Here is an 18,647-nt window from a genome sequence, read left to right as displayed (position 1 = left end):
TACAGTCTTCAGCAGCCCTTTGCATTAACTCGTTCGCTCCGATGAAAGAGAAAATGAGAGAAGCCAGATTCCTTAACGAAACACATTTTTCCCAAGCAAGATTCGAATATAAACTCCCAACAGGATTGGGAGGGACTCCCCCTAACCTAGATTTCTATCTTGAGAATTCCAGCCATATTATCGGGGTAGAATCTAAATTTCTTGAAATTCTGGATTCTAAGCGTCAGAAACTTGATGCTTATGTACGAGAGGATAATGCAAAGATATTGCAGTTTTACCTCCCTGATGGGTTCATGGAAAATGTTATCCAGTTTTATCAAAGAAAACAGGACCTATACCATTTTGATTTTTCACAGATGATCAAGCATACAATCGGTTTGCTCAAACGTGCCCAGTTCGAAAAAAAGGTGCCGATACTTCTTTACATATATTGGACGCCTGAAGATGATCAAGTTACTCCTCAAGTCTACTCTCAGCATTTACTTGAGCTTAGGGAATTCCAATCAATAATTAAACCTTATATGGATTTCAGAGTGATGAAATATGAGGAGCTGTGGAGTGATTGTCATGTTGCTAAAACGTATGCACGGACTCTTCCAAAAATAACTGACAAATATCGATTTTCTGTTAAAGAATTGTAATTCATCAGGTGCATTGCTAAGAAGGAAAGTAACCCTTGGCTCAACTTCTGCTGATATTGGAGAAACCGGTTACGGTGTTTTCTGATATTCCTCGTCTTTACATAAACATATAGCAGAAAGGGGTATAAAGGCCTCCCTTCATACAAAAAAAGGGCTGTTCCCAAGAATATCTCTACTCTTTTAGAACAGCCCCTCAGCTATTTCTTCTTTGCCTTTCTTACCTAGCTCTCTTAGTCCCTCAACTTGGTGATAGCCTGCATCCCCTTGAGCAGCAGGTTGATGTCCATCAGGCTCATCCTGAGGGTGAGACCTTCTGGGATCCACTTGCGGACAAGCTCATCGCCTGCATGGAAGCCAAAGACCTTGCCATGCTTCTTCGCAGCATCAGCAACCTTCTGGATTGCCGCATCCATCTTGGGATGGTTGAACTGGCCACTGACACCCAAGGAGTTGGAAAGGTCTGCAGGCCCGATCAGCAGGGCATCGATGCCATCGACAGCTGCAATGGCATCAATATTGTCGATCGCCTCAGAGAGCTCGATCTGCGCAATCGTCAGGACCCTGGCATTTTCACTGGGCATGAAAGCCTCGGAGTTTGACCCCTCGTCATGGTACTCGGTATGGGCACCATTGCCACCAAGACCACGCTCCCCTATGGGGGCGTACTTTGCCCAACCGGCAAAAAGCTTGGCATCATTGGCAGTACGGATCATGGGAACCATGACACCCGTCACACCACAATCGAGGGCGCGGGAGACATTGCCCTTGGACAGCTCGGGAACACGAACAAAACACTCTATGCCCTTCGCCCTTGCAAGAGAAGCTGCATCGGCTATCGTCTCAAAATTAAATGCACCATGTTCCATATCAAACATGACAAAATCCAGTCCAGCATTTGCTGCCACCAGGACAATGGCTGAATTACGCACCATGCGTATCATCGTTCCAACCACGACCTTCCCATCACGAACTTCTTGTATAGACATTCCCTATTCCTTTGCGCCTAGCGCTGATTCAAGTTGTAGCGTAAGTGTTGCCAACCGTTTGGGGCGATCGGAGGCGAATCGTTTGATGGCCTCGAGAATCCACTTGGGATTCATATGGGCTTCATCAAGGACCTCTTCAAGGGACCCGCCAGTTCTCCAACGGTCGTCATAATCGCTGCTGAGGGCATACTCCTCGCTCAGGTCATTGAAAACCCACTCACTCATCAATCGCCTAGCATGGGTGGTGATGAACGTCGAGTCAGCCCTATCGGCTGGGGTTACCACAGAGTCCCTATACTCCTTGCCCTGCAGGGCAAAGAGCTCAGGACTGGTTACACAGACCAGCTTCACGTTGACCTGCTCCTTCTCCAGAAGAGGCAGCAACTCCACAGCCGAGGCCACGGCACTGGTACCCTGGATAAAGATCGTACCACCCCTATCCTGGCCCTTGGTGTACTCCCTGAGCACATACGCACCCTTTGCTGCCTCAAAATGAGAGGGTATCCCAGAGGCTTTTCGGTCCGGTATTGTGATCTCGGGCCTGGTCACATGCAACGCGATGAGAGGCACATCCAAGGCAAATGCAGCACCCAGGAGGACAGGCACCTCGTTGTACTCCCAAGGATAGAGGTTCAGTATCTGCCCCTTGGGGAAGAGCTGGGTAACACCCGGGGAGAAGATTCCAAAGTGGGTCCTGCTGTCATCAGCGGTTTCTGGACCACTATGGGCACCAACCCAGAGGAACTTGCCAACCTTATGGTCGGCATCCTGACAAAACTGGCTAAAGAGCCTGAGCGGGCCATACTTGAGATAGGAGAACGAAGCGTAGGTCGACACCGCCCCATAGAACCCATCAAATTCATCCTGGGGCTTTTCGGAAAGGTTCAAGGAGGCAACAGAGGAGAGCATCCCGGCATTGGAGAACTCGGTGATCTCCGTTGGAGCCATGACACCCTCATCGGTTCCCACACGCTCATACCACCCATACCCTTCGTCACCCTCCCAGCCAGTTCCAAAACCGGCAAGGTTCGTCGATCCGGCAAGGTCGGCTGAGGAAGCCAGGAAGATGGGTCTGCCATACTGAGTCTTTCCCACATGGTTGATATAGGATCCCCACTTGCCCATCGCAGCACGGTTGGCTGCCTTGGTCCCGGGTTTTGCCCACATCCCTTGCGGGTAGGAGGCAAAGTCCCACAGGCTTCTGTCATGGAAGGGATTGCCCTTCCTGTCAAGCTTGTACCCCTCAATATGGGTGGGAACCGAATCCCCAAGCTCCACAAGGCGGTCGGCAAGATAGGTCACCAGGGCCTTGTCCGAACGCAGGACATCGGCAACAGCCTTGAGGTTCTGGCGGAACTCGTCCGATCCTTCCTGGTATGGGCCATCCATATTCACAAACTGGGCACCATACTTGTTGGCAAACTCCCTACGAAGCGTCCAGTACTCCACACCGTTCTTCTTGTGGGGTGCACCATGGGAGGCAAAGTCATACTTGAGGTAGCCACGGCCCTTCCGGGTCTTGAACCAGAGCATGGAAGGGCTCTTCCTCCCATCAAGGTCGTTGGTCAATTCATCGAGCTTCTCGGTCAGGGATGCAAACTCAGAACCATGCTCTGTGCCTACCACCCTCCAGCCATGGGGAGCGAACCAATCCTTGGGCTCGCCATAGACGACCTCGCTGGTCTTGTGCCCATCAATGCCAAAGTCATTCCAGTCGACCAGGAAGTGCAGGTTGTCCAGGGCCATGCCCCAGGCGGTATTGAGCGTCTCATGGGTAGCTCCAGGGGTCAGCCCACCCTCACCTTCCATGATGAAGACCTTCACCCCAGCAGCACCAGAGCGCTTGAGCGAAAAAGCCAGGCCTGCGGCTGCAGGGGTACCATGGCCCGAGGGCCCGGTATTGGCCTTAAGGAAGGAACTCTTACCATTGGCCTCGGCATGTCCTGAAAGCCCCCCGCGGTTTCTGAATCCCACGAGGTCTTCCCAATACAAGGCCCTGTGCTCCTCATCCTTGATGAGATACCTGGAATCTCCCGTCTCTTCATACTTTGCCCTCATCGCCTCATTGAGGAGTGCAAGGGTGGCATACACCAACGGTATGGTATGCCCACACCCCAGGACGAACTTGTCCCCGAAGCGCTTGTCGCTGTCACGGATGTCCCATCTCATCGCCCCACTGAGCAGGAGGGAGAGGAACATGTGTACCTTCGAACGGGAGCCACCGGGGTGGCCGCTCTGGCGGTAGTTGAGGGGGATGTCGATGAATTGGTCTATAAGGTCAGCACTCTTCTCCCAATGCTTGAGAGCTATCTGATTGTTGACTATGGTTCTTTGCATAAGGTCTCCTATTGGGCGCGTTTTTGTAGGTTTGCTTTCCTGAGGGTCTGGATTGCTGAAAACAGCACAACAAGAATCGTAATGGTGAGGATGACCCCGGAAATGGGTTCGGTAAAGAAAGGAAGGAAGCTTCCCTTGCTTCTCATCAGACCCCGGCGCAGCTCGGTCTCAATGATGGGTCCGAGAATGGCACCCAACAGCAGAGGGGTGGAGGGGATCTCGAACTTTTTCATGCCAAAGCCAAGGATGCCGAAGAACAGCATGGTCCAGACATCGAACATCCTGTTGTTCAGCCCATAGGAGCCGATAACACAGAGGGTTAGGACGATGGGAAGCAGGAAGTGCTTGGGCACCTTCAGGACCTTCACGAAGAGGCGCATGCCGCCGAACTCGGAGATGATCATGAAGATATTGGCAAGGACCAGGGCGGTAAAGATCCCGTAGACCAACACCCCGTTGTTCTCGAACAACAGAGGGCCGGGGGTGATGCCATGCACCATGAAGCCTGCAAGCAGGATGGCTGTGGTGTTGTCACCAGGGATACCCAGCGTCATGAGAGGAACAAGGGCACCACCGGTCGAGGCGTTGTTGGAGGTCTCAGAGGCAACGATGCCATCGATAGCGCCGGTACCAAACTTCTCGGGGTATTTCGACTGTTTCTTGGCAACCCCATAGGCCACCACACTGCAGATCGCCCCACCAAGACCGGGGAGGATACCAACGCCTGTGCCTATCAGGGCAGAACGCAGAAAATTCCATTTCTGGGAGAGGAACTCCTTGAAGGAGAACCCGAAGCCCTTGATCGAGTACTCGACCGGCTTGACCTCTTCCTCATCCTTGTTTGAAGACTCAAAAAGCTGGGAGACAGCAAACAACCCGATAAGGATGGGCAGGAGGCTCAACCCACCATTGAGCTGCTTGAACCCAAAGGTAAACCGGGGGAAGGCCGTGATGGGTGCCATCCCGATGAAGGTGAACGAAAAGCCCAACAGGGCACTGAACAGCCCTTTCACGAAAGACTTCCCGCTCATCGTCGATACCAGGGTCAGGCTGAATATCCCGATGGAGAAATACTCATAGGAGGCAAAGTTCAAGGCGATGCCTGCAAGCCAGGGGGAGATGAAGAAGAGGACGACCAGGCTGAACATCCCTCCCAGGAAGGAGTAGACGATACCAAGCCCAAGGGCCTTCCCTGCCTTGCCCTGCTGGGCCAAAGGAGCACCATCGAAACAGGTGCAGATGGAGGCTGGGGTGCCGGGAATGTTCAGGAGCACTGCTGATATGAGGCCCCCTGAAGTCCCTCCGATATAGAGCCCCATAAGCAAGGAGAGCCCTTCTACAGGTTCCATGCTGAATGTGATGGGGAGAAACAGTGCCACTCCCATGGTTACGGTAATGCCCGGGATCGATCCAAACAGGATTCCCAGTACAGTGCCTCCAAAGATCAAGGATATGGTCTTTACCGTCAAAACGGACAGTATTCCTTCAATTATCATAGCTAGGTAACTCCCGGTATGTTATCCCAATATTCCGCTTGGGATCATGACTTGAAATACACGAACGAACAGCAGGTAGGTTGCCAACGAGCTGATCACTGAGATGATTCCATACAGTACATAGTTCTTCTTTTTCTCAGGGGCAAGGATGAGAATCTGGAAAAAAATGTACAGGGCCGAACAGATGATATAGCCAAGACTTTCCAGCAGTGCCAGAAAGATCACCAGCAGGACCATGGACAGGACAATCGAATAGTTTCTCTTCGTAGGGCTCTTTGCTTCGGGGAGAGGCTTTGGTCCTCTGAGGACCTGGAGGATGAGTAGTGCCCCCAGTATGACAAACCCCAAGCTGGCGAGACGGGGGAAAAAGGTTGCCCCTACCCCGACTGCAGCGAAATCCCTGATGCCGAAACTAGCCAGGTACATTGCCACGCCAAGGATGATGCTGAAGGCTCCTAGCCCGATATTTTTTTTATGCATGCTCTCTTCCTCTAGAATGAACGTTGCAAGACATGGAGACCATGCCTTGCAACGGATTGGATGTGCGGGGAGACTATTTCGAGGTCCCTCTGATCAGGTTCTGGTACTGCGCAAAGTACTGGTAGGTATCTTCGGCAAGCTTTGTGGAATCCTCTGGATTCAGGTAGGTCGGGGTTACGAAATACTTGGCAGCCTCTGCCTGGTACTCTGGGTTCTCGACAACACGCTTCATTGCTGCAGAGAACTTGTCGATGATCGGCTTGGGAGTCCCCTTGGGCATGGCATAGAAGAAGAACTTGTTGAACTCAAGAGGGAGGCCCTGCTCAGTTGTGGTAGGAACATCGGGGAAGAGTGGGTTACGGTTCTTGCTGGTCAGCCCGAGTACCACAAAGTCACCGGACTTGAAGTAGTCCAGGGTCAGACCATACTGGGTGTTGATGACCTGGGTCTTGCGGCCTTTGAGGGCAACGGTCTTGGCAGCATTGGCGCCAACGTCGACCAGGTTGAGGTCGATGCCTGCAACATCCTCAAGCACGATACCGACAAGGTGGGGGTAGCCGCCTGTCATCATGCCGAACTCGACATCACCAGGATGGGCCTTAGCATAGGCGACAAACTCAGGGATGTTCTTGAAAGGCATACCGGGGTGGGTTGCAAGGACGGTGGTATCGTCAAGAAGACAAACACCTACCATATCAAAGGCTTCCAAACCGTAGTCCACCATGCCTGCAATCTTGGGGATCATCGCCTCACCATGATAGAAGAGGACAGTGTAGCCGTCAGCAGGAGCGTCCAGGACCTTCTGCATCCCGATCGTTCCACCACCACCGGAGGTGTTGACGATGGCAAAGGACTTGCCGAGTTCCTTCTCCATATACCGAGAGAACAGTCTTGCGTTGAGGTCGGTATCACCACCAGCACCTACTGGAAGGATTACCTGGATTGGCTTGGAGGGGTAATCGGCGGCGGCATTTGCAACAGGGGCCTTTTCAGGACTACCAGCAGCAAAAAGGGTCATGCTTGTACAGAGCAGGGTAATCAGCAGAGTGTGTTTCAAGAAACGTTTCATGTCTCTTCTCCTTAATTGTAGAAGCCAATGGCTTCTTGTGGTGAAGAACCAAAGAACTTGGTTCTGATTGATACTATAGATGATATATCATATATATTTATCTGTCAATTTTAATCTTCACTATTTTTAAAACATTATATTACATATATTTACAATTTCTGAAAGTACAGACCCACTGTACTATACCCGTACACCTGTACCCTGAGCATAGGGATTTAAAAATCCAAAAAAGCCAGCTAATACTCCTCAATTGGCCTTATTGTTCACCTACAGCAAAGGTTTTTCTGGCAGGTTGAAAGCCCCGCTACAATTTCCAGGTTCCCTCTGGGAAACATCTCCTCAAGGAGGAGCACCACCATGGAACTGGGGGAGACGCTCTACATACAAAACAGCAGATCTCCTGTTGTGGGGATCTGCTGTCCTGTATTGCTTCATTCAGCTTGGTTTATTGCAATGTGGTTTGGCTTGATGTCCTTCTCTTACTCGAGAGGCTTCTTGTGTAGCTCAATATCCTCAAGGAATGGCTTATAGGCATCGTAGACATGCTCTCTCATCGCCTTCTCCGCATCATCGGGATCCTTGCCCAGGATGTTGTCCAACAGCTTCACATGCCAGTAGCGCTGTAGGGCTGACTGGCTTCTTCTGGTAAGGACAGCCTTGAAGAGGAGCCAGTTGAAGTTGAGCTTGTGCAAACCGGAAATGAGGGAGTTGAAACCGGTATACTCGGCCATCGTCATGTGGAACTTGAGGTGATACTCCGTTATCTTGGCGGCATCGGCCTGCTCAAAGCGCAGCCGGTCCAGCTCCTCGGCAATGAGGCGAAGGTTCTGCCCCTGCTCCGCCGTTGCCTTCACGGCTATGATGCGGGCCACCTGGCACTCCAGGGCTTCCCGGAGGGCAAACATGTCCATGACCCGCTCAATGGTGGGGATGGTTACGATCGAGCCCCAATGGGCCTTGTATTCGATCAGGCCATCCTGCTCCAGACGCTTCATTGCCTCCAGGATGGGGATGGGACTCATTCCGAGTTCTTCTGCAAGCTTTCTCCTGACCAACCGCATCCCAGGCTTGTATTCGTTCTCTATGATCTTCTTGCTTATGGTTTCATAAGCCTTCTCTGCGGCGGTCTGAAAGAGGTTGTTGCTCTGTAGCTCATTCTGCATGACGATACTTCCTTGATTACTACTGACATGGTAATCTGTCAAGTAGCGATTCTATACGCTAGTTGACAGGGAATGCCACCTATTTTTTCGTTACTTTGTCCCAAGCCAGAAGAAGTGTCCGTTTTGCATTGGCAACAACCAGGTCGGGATCCTCGTCTCCATAGGGCTTGACTTCAAAGCTTACCACAGGTCTTGTTTTCTGGGAGAAAAATCCGATAGAAAACAGCACCTCAAGGTAGTGGGCAAGCTCATCAACATCATTCTCTCCCCCCGGGAACCCGAAACGGGGATGGGCATCGCCATAGGCCGGCAACGTCGGGTCCTTGATGACACAGTTACCCATATGGGCGTGGACGATATACTCCTTGACCGGCAGCAGTGCCTCCTCGATGGTCTCATGCAAGAGGGGGATGTGGCTCAGGTCAACCAGAAGCCCGAAGTCAGGATACTCCTTGCGGATCTCCTTGGCATAGCGTGCGGCCAGGGAGGCCGGCCCGATGAGGCTCTTCTTGTCGATGTCGTAGTCGAAGACCTCCAGGGCAACCTTCATGGAACCCTTCTGCCGGGCGTAGCGGCAGAGCTCCTTGGTCGACCGTACCAAGGCGTCGAAGGATGCTTCCTTCGTCTCCTCAGCATAGTGGCCGCTGAGAAAAGCAAAGCCAGAAGAGCCCAGCTCATACGCCTCGTCAATCCCCTCCTTGAGGTTTTCCAGGGCTGCAAGGCGCTTGCCTTCGTCAAGGTCATTGATGTTCATCTTGGCCGAGAGCAACCTCGGCTGTGCCCCATAGGTAAGGGTCATCTTGGCGGTCTCTTTCATCGCACGGACCTTCTGGCGAACCAGAGGGTCTTTCATTCTGGTAACTTCCACGGCCTCAAAGAACGGGTCCATCGCAATCTTCTTGAACGACTCCTCGATGGGGCCCTCTCCACTGCTTACAGGATAGGCCATGAACTGGATAAGCCCTACCTTCATATATGTTGATAACGTTCCTTGCATATGCATTGCCTCCAAGGAAGAGAAATAGTTTGATATATCATCTATATAATAGACACACCACACGCTCCTGTCAAATGGTTATCCTTGAAAGTTTGGCCAAAAGGAAAGGGAGTGTTTTCACACCCCCTTGCCTTCTTGCCCTCTTGCCTTTTCCTTCTTGCCTTTTCCCTCTTGATGCATGCTCCCTACTCCGAGGCCAACAGCCTCTTGGTCAGTTCCTTCAGGGAGTGGAATATCGAATCGCAGGGGATGAAGGCCCAGCTCTTGGTCCTCTTCAATACGATGCCCTCCACCACCTGTTCCACAGTATGGAAGTTGCCTCCTATACGATTGTTGTCGTAGGGGCTGAAGGCCGATGCGTAGTAGAACTTCTTCGTCTCCCCTGCCTTGATGGTGATGAGGGAATCACAGCCAAGGACCGTATCCCCTGGCTGGGCATGCTCAAGGCCGGTGTAGAGATTGTTGGTCCCTGAACCGCAGTTGAGGGAGTACTGCTGGCTCATCCCCCCCTGGTAGAGGGTCCAAGGGGTTTCGCTTCTCCCGCCGTAGTCAAACATGAAGTTGTTGAAGTTGATGGGCACCTCATCCTTAGCCAAGGCTGCCGGGCCCGGGAAGAAGTTGAAGTATACCATCTGCTGGCGGGGGTTGATGACACTCGACCACCCCAGGCTTGCCGTACGGGGGATCGAGCCTGAGATGAAGTCACTCTTGCCAATGACAGGGGGAACCTCTGTCAGGTCGACTGTCCCTCCCCCCTTGAGAGGGGCTTTCTTCCAGTCCTCGAACTTGGTGTTTGGTTCAAGCCGGGAGTTTACACCGATAAGCTGTGTCTCATCGCCTGTCATCCATGAAGTGGCACTTGCGTTGAGCACACACCCCGACTCAAGGAAGGGGGAACCCAACTCATTGTTCCACACGGCATTTGCAATGAGGTCCTCTGTCCCTGTATTGGTGATGACGCACGCAGTGTAGTGTACCGGCTGGTTGGGAAGCAGCATGTCGATCTTGCGAACCTGCCACTTTGCCTTGCGGTTACGAACCAGGCTCATCAGCCACACCCCACCGAACTGGGGGTCAGTACCATAGCGCTCGACCATCCAGTAGGAGGAGGCTGTATAGCCATTGTGGTCCTGTTGGTCACGTTCATTGGCATAGGCCTGGCCAAAGTTGGGGAAGCTGAGGTACGAACCCGCTTTCTGGTAGAGGAAGGGACTGTTCTTCCAGTATTCACCATTCTCGTCGCTGAACACCGAGGTACCGCTGCCCCGGTAATGGGGAAGCAGGTGGGCATTGATTCGCCCACCGGCGGGGGTGTCGCTACTCAGCTCCAGGGTCATCCCACCCTGGTCCTCCAGAACAATGCGTATCAGGTCATTGTTCAGAACCGTAGCATTCCGACTCTCCCACAACCTCAAACGTCGAATATCCATTACACTTCTCCTCAATTCACTCATAAGCAGGGTGGCAAAAATACCCCAACACAGTATACTGATACAAGATACCTAGCTCTTGTTCAAGGAGAACCAAGAATGATTTCCAAGAAGGACCAGCTTTTCAATCTTTCCACCAACAATACAACCTACCTCTTCGCCATTACAGAGACAGGACACCTTGAACACCTCTATTATGGCAAGAAAATCAGCTCTGAGGGAATCTCCCATGCAGCCCTGGCAGAAAAAAGAAGCCTGAGCATCGGGACAGGGACTGCATACAGCAGCGATAACCCAACCCTTTTCCTTGGGAATCTCTGCCTAGAGTATTCTAGCATGGGAAAGGGAGACTGTAGAGAGAGTTTCGTCGACATCGAGTATGGACGTGGCATGCAGACCCTGGACTTTGTGGTCAAGAGCTTCAGGATCATCCCAGGCAAACCCAGGACCTTCAGCGGCCTGCCTGAATCCTATGGGGACAAGAGCACCTGCACCACGCTGGAGATCACCCTCAAGGAGAGCGGCCTGCCCATACGGCTTGTCCTGACCTACACGACCTTCGAGGACAGCGACGTCATAACCCGCAGGTCGGCCATCTACAACGACAGCGACAGGACCATCACCATCCGCAACCTCGCATCCCTGCAACTTGACCTCGACGGCGATGGGTGGAACCTCGTCACCTTCGACGGGGCCTGGGCACGGGAGCGGTACATGCATGAAAGGCCCCTAAGCCCTGGCATCATCATCAACGACAGCAAGACCGGGGTAAGCTCAGCCGAACACAACCCCTGCATCTTCCTTACCAACGAGGATGGGGAGTGCATAGGGACCAACCTCATCTACAGCGGCAACCACCGGGAGGTGGTGGAGACCTCCCCCTATGGGAAGATACGGCTGCTTACCGGCATCAACCCCTCCCAGTTCAGCTGGGACCTCGGCCCCCAGGACCGCTTCCAGAGCCCCGAGGCTATCCTCACCTTCTCCCCCAAGGCGCTGAACGGGGCAAGCCAGAACTTCCACCACTTCGTCAACAACCACATCATCAGGGGAGAGTGGAAATTCCGGGAAAGGCCAGTGCTGGTAAACAACTGGGAGGCCACCTACTTCAACTTTACCGAAGACAAGCTCATAAGCCTTGCCCGGGAGGCCTCAAGCCTGGGCGCCGAGCTCTTTGTCCTGGACGACGGATGGTTCGGCATACGAAACGACGACACCACCAGCCTCGGTGACTGGACGGTCAACCCCAAGAAACTCCCTTCAGGCCTGGGTGGCCTTGCCCTGGAGATCCACCGGATGGGAATGATGTTCGGCCTCTGGGTAGAGCCAGAGATGGTCAGCATCGAGAGCCAGCTCTACAAGAAGCATCCCGATTGGATGGTGGCGATACCCGGCAGGAAGCCCAGCGTGGGCAGGAACCAGTACCTGCTGGACCTCACCAGAAGCGAAGTGCGTGACTACCTCTTCAAGATGCTTTCCGACACCTGGCACCTCGCTGATGTAAACTACATCAAGTGGGACATGAACCGGACCTTCAGCGACCTGTACAGCTCCAACAAGGAGATCAAGAACCATGGGGAGTTCCTCCACCGCTATGTGCTGGGCCTCTATGAACTGCTCTCCCGCCTGACAACAGCCTTTCCGAACGTCCTCTTCGAGTCCTGCGCAAGCGGGGGCAACCGATTCGACCTCGGCATGCTCTGCTTCATGCCCCAGACCTGGACCAGCGACAACACCGATGCCCTTTGCAGGCTCTATATCCAGGAGGGAACCAGCTGTGGCTACCCCCTCTCCACGATGGGAAGCCATGTGAGCACCTCACCCAACCACCAGACATTGAGGAAGACAGACCTTGAGGCACGGTTCAACGTTGCATCATTCGGGGTCCTGGGCTATGAGCTTGACCTCACCAAGCTCAATCGCCAGCAGAAGGAGGCGATACGTTCGCAGATAAGCTTCTACAAGGCCAACCGCTCGCTCTTGCAGTACGGTACCTTCACCAGGGTAAAATGGGCCAACAGAGGCGCAAACCATGTGGTATGGGCTGTGGCAAGCGGCGACAGGTCCACCCTGCTGGTGCTCTTTGCCCAGAAGCTCAACCAGAGCAACCCCGGAAGCGATCGGCTGAAGATCGAGGCCGTCGACCTGAATGCTACCTACGAGGTGTTCCCCCGACAGCAGAAGATCGACATCCGCACCTTCGGGGATCTGGTGAACCGCATCAGTCCTCTCGCCATCGCAGAAGGCGGCCTTGCCCAGGATACCCTGAGCAAAGCCCTCTCCTTCGACAGTGAGGTGGAGCACTACCGGGTGAGCGGTGAGTTGCTTGCAAATGCGGGCATCAAGCTCAACCAGCAGTTCGGGGGAACCGGCTACGACGGGGAAACCCGGGTATTGGGAGACTTTGGAAGCAGGATCTACATCTGCAAGAAGATCGACTAGAAGTCGAGCAAGGCAGCTATCTCCCCTTCGCTGACAGGCTTCTGGTAGTTCATCCGGACAAACTTCAGATGCTCGCTACTTCCATAGAGGATGGCCCCCGCAAGGGTGCCCTCCTTGAGGAAGTACGCCTCATACCGCTCGCCTACCCGCTTGCTCAGGGGAATGGCTGTAACGTCACCGACACTGATGACATCCAGGGCCTCGTCCTTGAAACGGGTAAAGAGCACCGGCTCCTCATAGACCCTATCCCCACCTGTCAGATTTGCTATGACCGTATCAGCCATCGCAAGGGCTACAGGCACGATCGCCGGGATCTGGCCATTGTGCTCGGCACAATCCCCTATCGCATAGATATCCTCATCGCTGGTCCTCAGGTAGTCATCGACGACAATCCCCCTCTTGATCCTCAGCCCTGCCTCTCTGGCAAGAGACACTTCGGGGAAAACCCCGAGAGAGAGGATGAGGGTATTGCAAGGAATCTCGGGCGAGCCCTCCACCTCAAGGGCAACCAGCTTCGCATCCGCATCGAGACGCTTGCCGATGGTCTTGGTCGATTCGCGTATCGTCAGGCCCTCCTCCTCCAGTTTAGAGCGGAGCATCGTAGCGGCAACCGTATCCAGCTGGCGTACCAGGATCCTGTCTGCGGCCTCACACACCGTCACATCGAAGCCCTTGTTGTTGAGGTTCAGCGCAGTCTCAAGCCCAAGCAGCCCTCCACCAAGCACCACGACAGGGCTGGTGATGATGTCCCCTATCAGAAGGGCATCGTAGAAGGTCCTGAGGGTACACACCCCTTCGGTGTTGGAGAAGATCTCCAGGGTGCGCGAACGGCTGCCGGTTGCGATGACCAGCTTGTCGTAGGAGTAGAGCTTGCCATCACCGGTCTCGACCTCCTTCCTATCGGGGAAAATGCCGGTGACCGGCTGTTTCACCAGATAGGGAGGATCGCTCTTGGAGATAAGGTGGGCAAGGGCCTCCTTGTCGTACAGGGAGTGGGGCAACATGATCCTGCTGTAGAAACCGTATGGCTCCTCTGCAAACAGCGTCACCTCCACCCCTTTATGTGCAAGTTTCTGGGCCACCGTAGCTCCGGCAACACCATTTCCTATTATTACTATGTGCATACTATGATACCTCGTCCCTTTCAAAGCTACTGAAAACAGGGGAGCCTGTCCATGGACGGCAGGGGCCAAAGTCGCAATTAGATACGCACTTGCCCCAAACCACCGCTTAGCAGTAGTATGGGCGGCATGGAAACACAACTGATCCTTATCCAGGAGAGTGCGGCAGCCAAGAGCGAGAACCGCCCTCTGCTGCTCCAATGCCAAGCTGTCCGCAGAAGCGTCTTCGTGGAAGGCCAGGGCGTCGACGAGGCCATCGACTTCGATGGCAAGGACGATAGCTGTGCCCACCTCCTCCTCTTGCTTGGGCAAGAGGCAGTGGGGACCCTGAGGATCAGGAAGACCAGTGAAGGCACCAAGCTTGAGCGCATCGCTGTCCTGGAGCAGTACCGGGGCAAGCAGTTCGGAAAGCTCCTGGTGGAAAATGCCCTTGCCCTTGTATCCGGCAGGGTCTATATCCATGCCCAGACAAGAATCTCTCCCTTCTATGAAAAACTGGGTTTCACCGTAGAGGACCCTACCATCTACTACGAAGCCAACATACCACACCTCACCATGATCTGGCCCCACGGCCAAGGAGTCTTGACTTGCAACATCACAACACGATCGTAATCGCCGGAGCAGGCGTATTCGGGACCGCGATGGCCGAACGCCTCTCCTGGAACACCAGGAATACCGTCATCCTCTGGAGCATAGAGGCAGACGTGGTGGAGGACATCAACCGCAACCACCGCAACTCCAAATATTTCCCCACCCATTTCCTGAATACCAGCATCAGGGCAACCGGGGACAAGACCATCTTCAGCTCCGCTGACTGCATCCTGCTGGTTATCCCCTCCAAGGCCATCGTCCCCTTCACCCAGGAGATCAGGGCAATGACCAAGGAGGACTGCATGGTCATAAACCTTGCCAAGGGGATGAGCGATGACGGGGCCTTCATTACCGAGCAGATCCCATTCGAGAAGACTGCCAGCATGAAAGGCCCTACCTTTGCCATCGAGGTGCTCCACGGCCTCCCCTCCTCCTTCACCTTTGGAGGGAGAAGGGAGGACTACACAGCCTTCAAGCAGGCGATATTGCCAGAGACCGGCCTTTACCTGGACTTTACCGAGGATATCCGCTCGGTCGAGCTGATGAGCATCCTCAAGAACATGTATGCCATAGCCATAGGCCTGGTATCAGGGAGGTTCAACTCCCCCAACGTTGACTTTCTCATCTACACGAAGGCGGTCAATGAGATGAGGCGCTTCCTCTCCCTCTTCGAGTGCGAGACCGAAACCATCTTCCGCTACTGCGGCATCGGGGATTTGGGGCTGACCAGCCTCAACGACCTCTCACGCAACCGCACCCTTGGCCTCCTGATGGGCAAGGGGTTCTCCATGGAGAGCGGAGACAAGTCTTCCACAGTAATCGAGGGAAGCAGGACCGTCAGACTCATGGGGGAGATGACCAGGGAGAAGGGGGTAAGCGAACAGTTTCCTCTTGTACAGGCCCTCTATCGCCTGATGTACGAAGGGGAGACCATCAACGACTATATGAACTCAGCATTCAGCTAGCCCAAAATGGGCAACCTGCTATAGTGCTAGCTTTTCACTAGAGGTTTCTTTGGGTATACTGGGCTCAGGAGCGACTATGAAGCTTGCACAGAAACTTAGCCTTCTACTACTTGCCCTGTTGGGCATAGCCATCCTTTCTCTAGGGGCTGCCACAGCCCAAGCTACCTATGAAGAAGATTTCGACACAGAACTACATAAAAGTTCAGATTTTGGGATCCAGAGCGCAGGCTTCAACGATGCATTTCATGTAGGAACGCTGACGATCCGCTCAGTGGGGAAGGGAAGCGTCCAGCCCTTGTACTCCCTGCGCATCGAAAGGTCCGGTAACTTTGGCGGTGGCAGGGAGTATGATCTTCAAAGCACCACAGTAATAAACTATATGACGGTGTTCGGCTCCCAGGTCGTCGCCAAAATCAAGTATGGCAGCACTACCATCGTGAAGCTCATCAACTGGAGCAGTGGAGAGGACCCTCTGGCAAGTGATGCCATTACCACAGCCCCCCAGTATCCCATCACCATCGATTTCTACCTTGGAGTCAGGAACATCAACAACTCTGCCCAGGCTACCGATGCAGGCTTTCAGTTCAAAGGCGCTTCAGGACCAAACCTGGGGAACTTCACCATCATGTACCGTAAAGAAGCTGGGTGGGGAACAGAGTATACCATCCCTTTCGGGGCGAGCTCGACAACACCCCAGGCCTTCTTCACCACAAACTATAACCAGGGCTCCACAAAGTATCTCAACAAGAGCGCCATCAACAAAACCGTATATGTCTCACTCAAGATAGAACAGACACCCTCCCAGGCCTCCATAAACCTGGTCAATGCCTCAGGTTCATCAAAGGCCACGGTAGGGTCGGCCAGGCTCACCCTGACTGGTTACAACAGCTCCAGCCCGCAAGGGGTCACCCTCACCTTCGCTGACGGCAATGGCAGTACCAACAGCAGCTTCAGGCTCAAGCACAGTGAATTGAACTACTACATACCCTTCTTCCTCTATCTGGGAGGAGCGCCAGTGGACAGGGGCGTCCCCATCACCTGGCCCAACCTTTCCTTTGGAAGCAACAACCTCAAGGATCTGCAGGTCGGAGGGATAGACTACCAGAGTGCTGTATCGGCAATGGGCGGGTCGTATTCCGATACCATCACCGTAACCATCACCCCATTGGATTCAAACCTGGTCGGACAATAACCGTATTCAACCCTTCAATGAAGTGCTTGCATGCCTCACACCAATCCAAGAGGTGGAGCCCTTCCGTTTTGCACCAATCATCCGAGCCAAAAAAAACTCCCTCAAGCTTGCACCCTTGGGGGAGTTCCGCATTAATGCGGGCAATGTGTACTGCCGTTACCTCTGGGAAGAGGGGGAAAAAAACGAACAGACACAGGTGGTGAACATATTGATGACATAAGTCTAACAAGTTCACACGTTCGGACACAAGTACTATACCAGCAATTGTCCGTCTTGTTAAGTCCTTTCTTAGAAAATTCTCAAATTCTTTTATTAGAAAATTCTCAAATTCATCTATAAACCACGTTTATCTGGGCCATTATTTACAAAAACCTAGTTTTGTCTAGTCATCTCAACTACCATTGAGATGGTACTTCTCACCGTCATGCTTCCTGCTGGAATCTCGGTAGACATGTCATAGGCTTCAGAAGCCAACATTTTGACGGCTCGGGGGCTATAGGGATTGGAGGCCACCGACGATTCGCTGATGGTGATGGGAGAGCCCACCAGCATGTTGCTGTTCTTTGCATAGGCCTCAGCCTTGGCCAGGGCGGAGGCAAGTGCCAGCTGCCTTGACTCAAGCAGTGCTGCACTCTTGTCTTCCTTGTCAAGCACTACCGAATTGAGGTAGATGCCCGAGATCTCGCCAAGCTGGTCGATGACCTTTCCCAGGCGGGGGAGGTCTCGCAGCGTGACAGAGAGGTTCTGGCTGGCTACCTGGCCTTCCAGATACTGCTGGTTATCGAGCCACTTGTAGCTGGGCCGCAGGTTGAGGGCGGTTGTGGCAATGTCCTTTTCGGCAACCCCATTGGTCCGAAGCACTGTCAGGATCGCGGCCATCTTCTCGTTGGCAAAGCCCTGGGCCTCGCTCGTCGTCTTGCCCAGCTCACTGACCTGGATGCTGAAACTTGCGATGTCTGCCGTAAGGGCCACTTCACCACTGCCGGATACCTCGATGGTCCTCACAATGCCCTGTGTCGCCATGCAGGAGGACAGGAGGACAACCACCACTACCGAAAGGAAAAGAATCACTATCCGTTTTGTTTTCATCAGATCAAACCACCTTTTTGCCTATGTTGCTTACTCGTTCGCCAGGAGCTCAGGCCTCTTGTGCGCTTCCCTCAAAAAGAAGCCCAAGGCTATCATCATGATGCCATTGTCATATATTCCACTACCCATGTTCTCGATCACCTCCTGGACAGGGACCGAAAAGACATCCAACTGCTCATTCGCATCGAGGTTCTGGGAGGAGACGAGGCGCACGCCCTCGACAAGGTAGAAGTTGGACCGGTTGGTCATGAAGGCTGAGTTGGGGCTTACATTGCCCAGCAACTTCACACTCTTCGCCTCAAGACCAGTCTCCTCCAACAGCTCCCGAAGGGCTGCAACCAGAGGGTCCTCACCCTTCTCGACCACCCCGGCAGGGAACTCCCTGGTCACGGTGGATGAGCCATGGCGGAACTGGTCGACCATCACAAACATGGGCTTGCCATCCTCCCTGCGATACCAGGGCAGCACGGTCACCCAGTTTGGGCTTTCCACTTCAATGAAGGTAGAACACCGGCCATCGGTCGATGTCCGCACTACAGTGCAGACATCAAAGATGGGACCTTTGAACACCCTCTCACGCCTTCCGGACTGCCACATCAGATGGCTTGCATCGCCACCGGCATTGGATGAATCAAACATCACATGCTC

The 18,647-nt window shown here is 53.5% G+C and carries 16 protein-coding genes; 5 read left to right on the top strand and 11 right to left on the bottom strand.

Features of this window, described 5'->3' with window-relative positions; translation table 11 throughout:
• Positions 1 to 641, top strand: a 641-nt coding sequence (locus ROJ03_RS11245) for a PGN_0703 family putative restriction endonuclease (protein WP_313727154.1), incomplete at its 5' end; no start/stop codon positions are given.
• Between the two features lie 230 nt (positions 642 to 871).
• On the opposite strand, the gene ROJ03_RS11240 is transcribed toward ROJ03_RS11245, so the two are convergent.
• The 8 genes from ROJ03_RS11240 to ROJ03_RS11205 form a co-directional block, all read right to left on the bottom strand.
• Entirely contained in the window at positions 872 to 1,627 is a 756-nt protein-coding gene (locus ROJ03_RS11240; RefSeq protein ID WP_313727153.1) for an aldolase/citrate lyase family protein, read from the bottom strand.
• 3 nt (positions 1,628 to 1,630) lie between these two features.
• Complete coding sequence (locus tag ROJ03_RS11235) at positions 1,631 to 3,964, bottom strand: transketolase-like TK C-terminal-containing protein (RefSeq protein ID WP_313727152.1); 2,334 nt, start codon at positions 3,962 to 3,964, stop codon at positions 1,631 to 1,633.
• An 8-nt stretch (positions 3,965 to 3,972) separates the two neighbouring features.
• Entirely contained in the window at positions 3,973 to 5,460 is a 1,488-nt protein-coding gene (locus tag ROJ03_RS11230; RefSeq protein WP_313727151.1) for a tripartite tricarboxylate transporter permease, read from the bottom strand.
• A 21-nt stretch (positions 5,461 to 5,481) separates the two neighbouring features.
• Positions 5,482 to 5,940, bottom strand: a complete 459-nt coding sequence (locus tag ROJ03_RS11225; RefSeq protein ID WP_313727150.1) for a tripartite tricarboxylate transporter TctB family protein — start codon at positions 5,938 to 5,940, stop codon at positions 5,482 to 5,484.
• A gap of 73 nt (positions 5,941 to 6,013) precedes the next feature.
• A complete protein-coding gene (locus ROJ03_RS11220; RefSeq protein WP_313727149.1) occupies positions 6,014 to 7,009 on the bottom strand; it encodes a tripartite tricarboxylate transporter substrate binding protein in 996 nt (331 codons plus the stop codon).
• A 479-nt stretch (positions 7,010 to 7,488) separates the two neighbouring features.
• Positions 7,489 to 8,172, bottom strand: a complete 684-nt coding sequence (locus tag ROJ03_RS11215) for a GntR family transcriptional regulator (RefSeq protein WP_313727148.1) — start codon at positions 8,170 to 8,172, stop codon at positions 7,489 to 7,491.
• Positions 8,173 to 8,251: 79 nt separating this feature from the next.
• On the bottom strand, positions 8,252 to 9,169 hold the full coding sequence (locus tag ROJ03_RS11210; RefSeq protein ID WP_313727147.1) for a sugar phosphate isomerase/epimerase family protein: 918 nt from the start codon (positions 9,167 to 9,169) through the stop codon (positions 8,252 to 8,254).
• Between the two features lie 185 nt (positions 9,170 to 9,354).
• On the bottom strand, positions 9,355 to 10,599 hold the full coding sequence (locus ROJ03_RS11205) for a hypothetical protein (RefSeq protein ID WP_313727146.1): 1,245 nt from the start codon (positions 10,597 to 10,599) through the stop codon (positions 9,355 to 9,357).
• A gap of 99 nt (positions 10,600 to 10,698) precedes the next feature.
• On the opposite strand from ROJ03_RS11205, the gene ROJ03_RS11200 reads away from it, so the two are divergent.
• On the top strand, positions 10,699 to 13,041 hold the full coding sequence (locus ROJ03_RS11200; RefSeq protein WP_313727145.1) for an alpha-galactosidase: 2,343 nt from the start codon (positions 10,699 to 10,701) through the stop codon (positions 13,039 to 13,041).
• On the opposite strand, the gene ROJ03_RS11195 is transcribed toward ROJ03_RS11200, so the two are convergent.
• Positions 13,038 to 14,165, bottom strand: a complete 1,128-nt coding sequence (locus tag ROJ03_RS11195; protein WP_313727144.1) for an FAD-dependent oxidoreductase — start codon at positions 14,163 to 14,165, stop codon at positions 13,038 to 13,040. The genes ROJ03_RS11200 and ROJ03_RS11195 overlap by 4 nt on opposite strands.
• Before the next feature lie 126 nt (positions 14,166 to 14,291).
• On the opposite strand from ROJ03_RS11195, the gene ROJ03_RS11190 reads away from it, so the two are divergent.
• From ROJ03_RS11190 to ROJ03_RS11180, 3 genes are all read left to right on the top strand, one after another.
• Positions 14,292 to 14,774 (top strand): GNAT family N-acetyltransferase, encoded by a 483-nt coding sequence (locus tag ROJ03_RS11190; protein WP_313727143.1) that lies wholly within the window; start codon positions 14,292 to 14,294, stop codon positions 14,772 to 14,774.
• Complete coding sequence (locus ROJ03_RS11185) at positions 14,750 to 15,718, top strand: NAD(P)H-dependent glycerol-3-phosphate dehydrogenase (RefSeq protein ID WP_313727142.1); 969 nt, start codon at positions 14,750 to 14,752, stop codon at positions 15,716 to 15,718. Before ROJ03_RS11190 ends, ROJ03_RS11185 begins: the two co-directional genes overlap by 25 nt.
• A gap of 76 nt (positions 15,719 to 15,794) precedes the next feature.
• Positions 15,795 to 16,910 carry a hypothetical protein gene (locus ROJ03_RS11180; protein WP_313727141.1) on the top strand — a complete coding sequence of 372 codons (1,116 nt, stop codon included), beginning with the start codon at positions 15,795 to 15,797 and terminating at the stop codon, positions 16,908 to 16,910.
• Positions 16,911 to 17,282: 372 nt separating this feature from the next.
• On the opposite strand, the gene ROJ03_RS11175 is transcribed toward ROJ03_RS11180, so the two are convergent.
• Both ROJ03_RS11175 and ROJ03_RS11170 read right to left on the bottom strand, forming a co-directional pair.
• Complete coding sequence (locus tag ROJ03_RS11175; protein WP_313727140.1) at positions 17,283 to 17,999, bottom strand: SIMPL domain-containing protein; 717 nt, start codon at positions 17,997 to 17,999, stop codon at positions 17,283 to 17,285.
• Positions 18,000 to 18,029: 30 nt separating this feature from the next.
• Positions 18,030 to 18,638, bottom strand: a complete 609-nt coding sequence (locus ROJ03_RS11170) for an NUDIX hydrolase (protein WP_313727139.1) — start codon at positions 18,636 to 18,638, stop codon at positions 18,030 to 18,032.
• Positions 18,639 to 18,647 lie beyond the last annotated feature (9 nt).

Source organism: Sphaerochaeta sp. PS (genome assembly GCF_032144095.1).
Lineage (GTDB): Bacteria > Spirochaetota > Spirochaetia > Sphaerochaetales > Sphaerochaetaceae > Sphaerochaeta.
Note: the sequence above shows the minus strand (reverse complement) of the source record. Positions and strands in the feature narration are given on the sequence as shown.

What these genes read in the sequence shown, in the direction of transcription:
- ROJ03_RS11220 (WP_313727149.1), bottom strand. Translation starts at nt 7,009, where the DNA reads ATGAAACGTTTCTTGAAACACACTCTGCTGATTACCCTGCTCTGTACA.
- ROJ03_RS11225 (WP_313727150.1), bottom strand. Translation starts at nt 5,940, where the DNA reads ATGCATAAAAAAAATATCGGGCTAGGAGCCTTCAGCATCATCCTTGGC.
- ROJ03_RS11175 (WP_313727140.1), bottom strand. Translation starts at nt 17,999, where the DNA reads ATGAAAACAAAACGGATAGTGATTCTTTTCCTTTCGGTAGTGGTGGTT.
- ROJ03_RS11190 (WP_313727143.1), top strand. Translation starts at nt 14,292, where the DNA reads ATGGAAACACAACTGATCCTTATCCAGGAGAGTGCGGCAGCCAAGAGC.
- ROJ03_RS11210 (WP_313727147.1), bottom strand. Translation starts at nt 9,169, where the DNA reads ATGCAAGGAACGTTATCAACATATATGAAGGTAGGGCTTATCCAGTTC.
- ROJ03_RS11215 (WP_313727148.1), bottom strand. Translation starts at nt 8,172, where the DNA reads ATGCAGAATGAGCTACAGAGCAACAACCTCTTTCAGACCGCCGCAGAG.
- ROJ03_RS11240 (WP_313727153.1), bottom strand. Translation starts at nt 1,627, where the DNA reads ATGTCTATACAAGAAGTTCGTGATGGGAAGGTCGTGGTTGGAACGATG.
- ROJ03_RS11195 (WP_313727144.1), bottom strand. Translation starts at nt 14,165, where the DNA reads ATGCACATAGTAATAATAGGAAATGGTGTTGCCGGAGCTACGGTGGCC.
- ROJ03_RS11200 (WP_313727145.1), top strand. Translation starts at nt 10,699, where the DNA reads ATGATTTCCAAGAAGGACCAGCTTTTCAATCTTTCCACCAACAATACA.
- ROJ03_RS11205 (WP_313727146.1), bottom strand. Translation starts at nt 10,599, where the DNA reads ATGGATATTCGACGTTTGAGGTTGTGGGAGAGTCGGAATGCTACGGTT.
- ROJ03_RS11230 (WP_313727151.1), bottom strand. Translation starts at nt 5,460, where the DNA reads ATGATAATTGAAGGAATACTGTCCGTTTTGACGGTAAAGACCATATCC.
- ROJ03_RS11180 (WP_313727141.1), top strand. Translation starts at nt 15,795, where the DNA reads ATGAAGCTTGCACAGAAACTTAGCCTTCTACTACTTGCCCTGTTGGGC.
- ROJ03_RS11170 (WP_313727139.1), bottom strand. Translation starts at nt 18,638, where the DNA reads ATGTTTGATTCATCCAATGCCGGTGGCGATGCAAGCCATCTGATGTGG.
- ROJ03_RS11235 (WP_313727152.1), bottom strand. Translation starts at nt 3,964, where the DNA reads ATGCAAAGAACCATAGTCAACAATCAGATAGCTCTCAAGCATTGGGAG.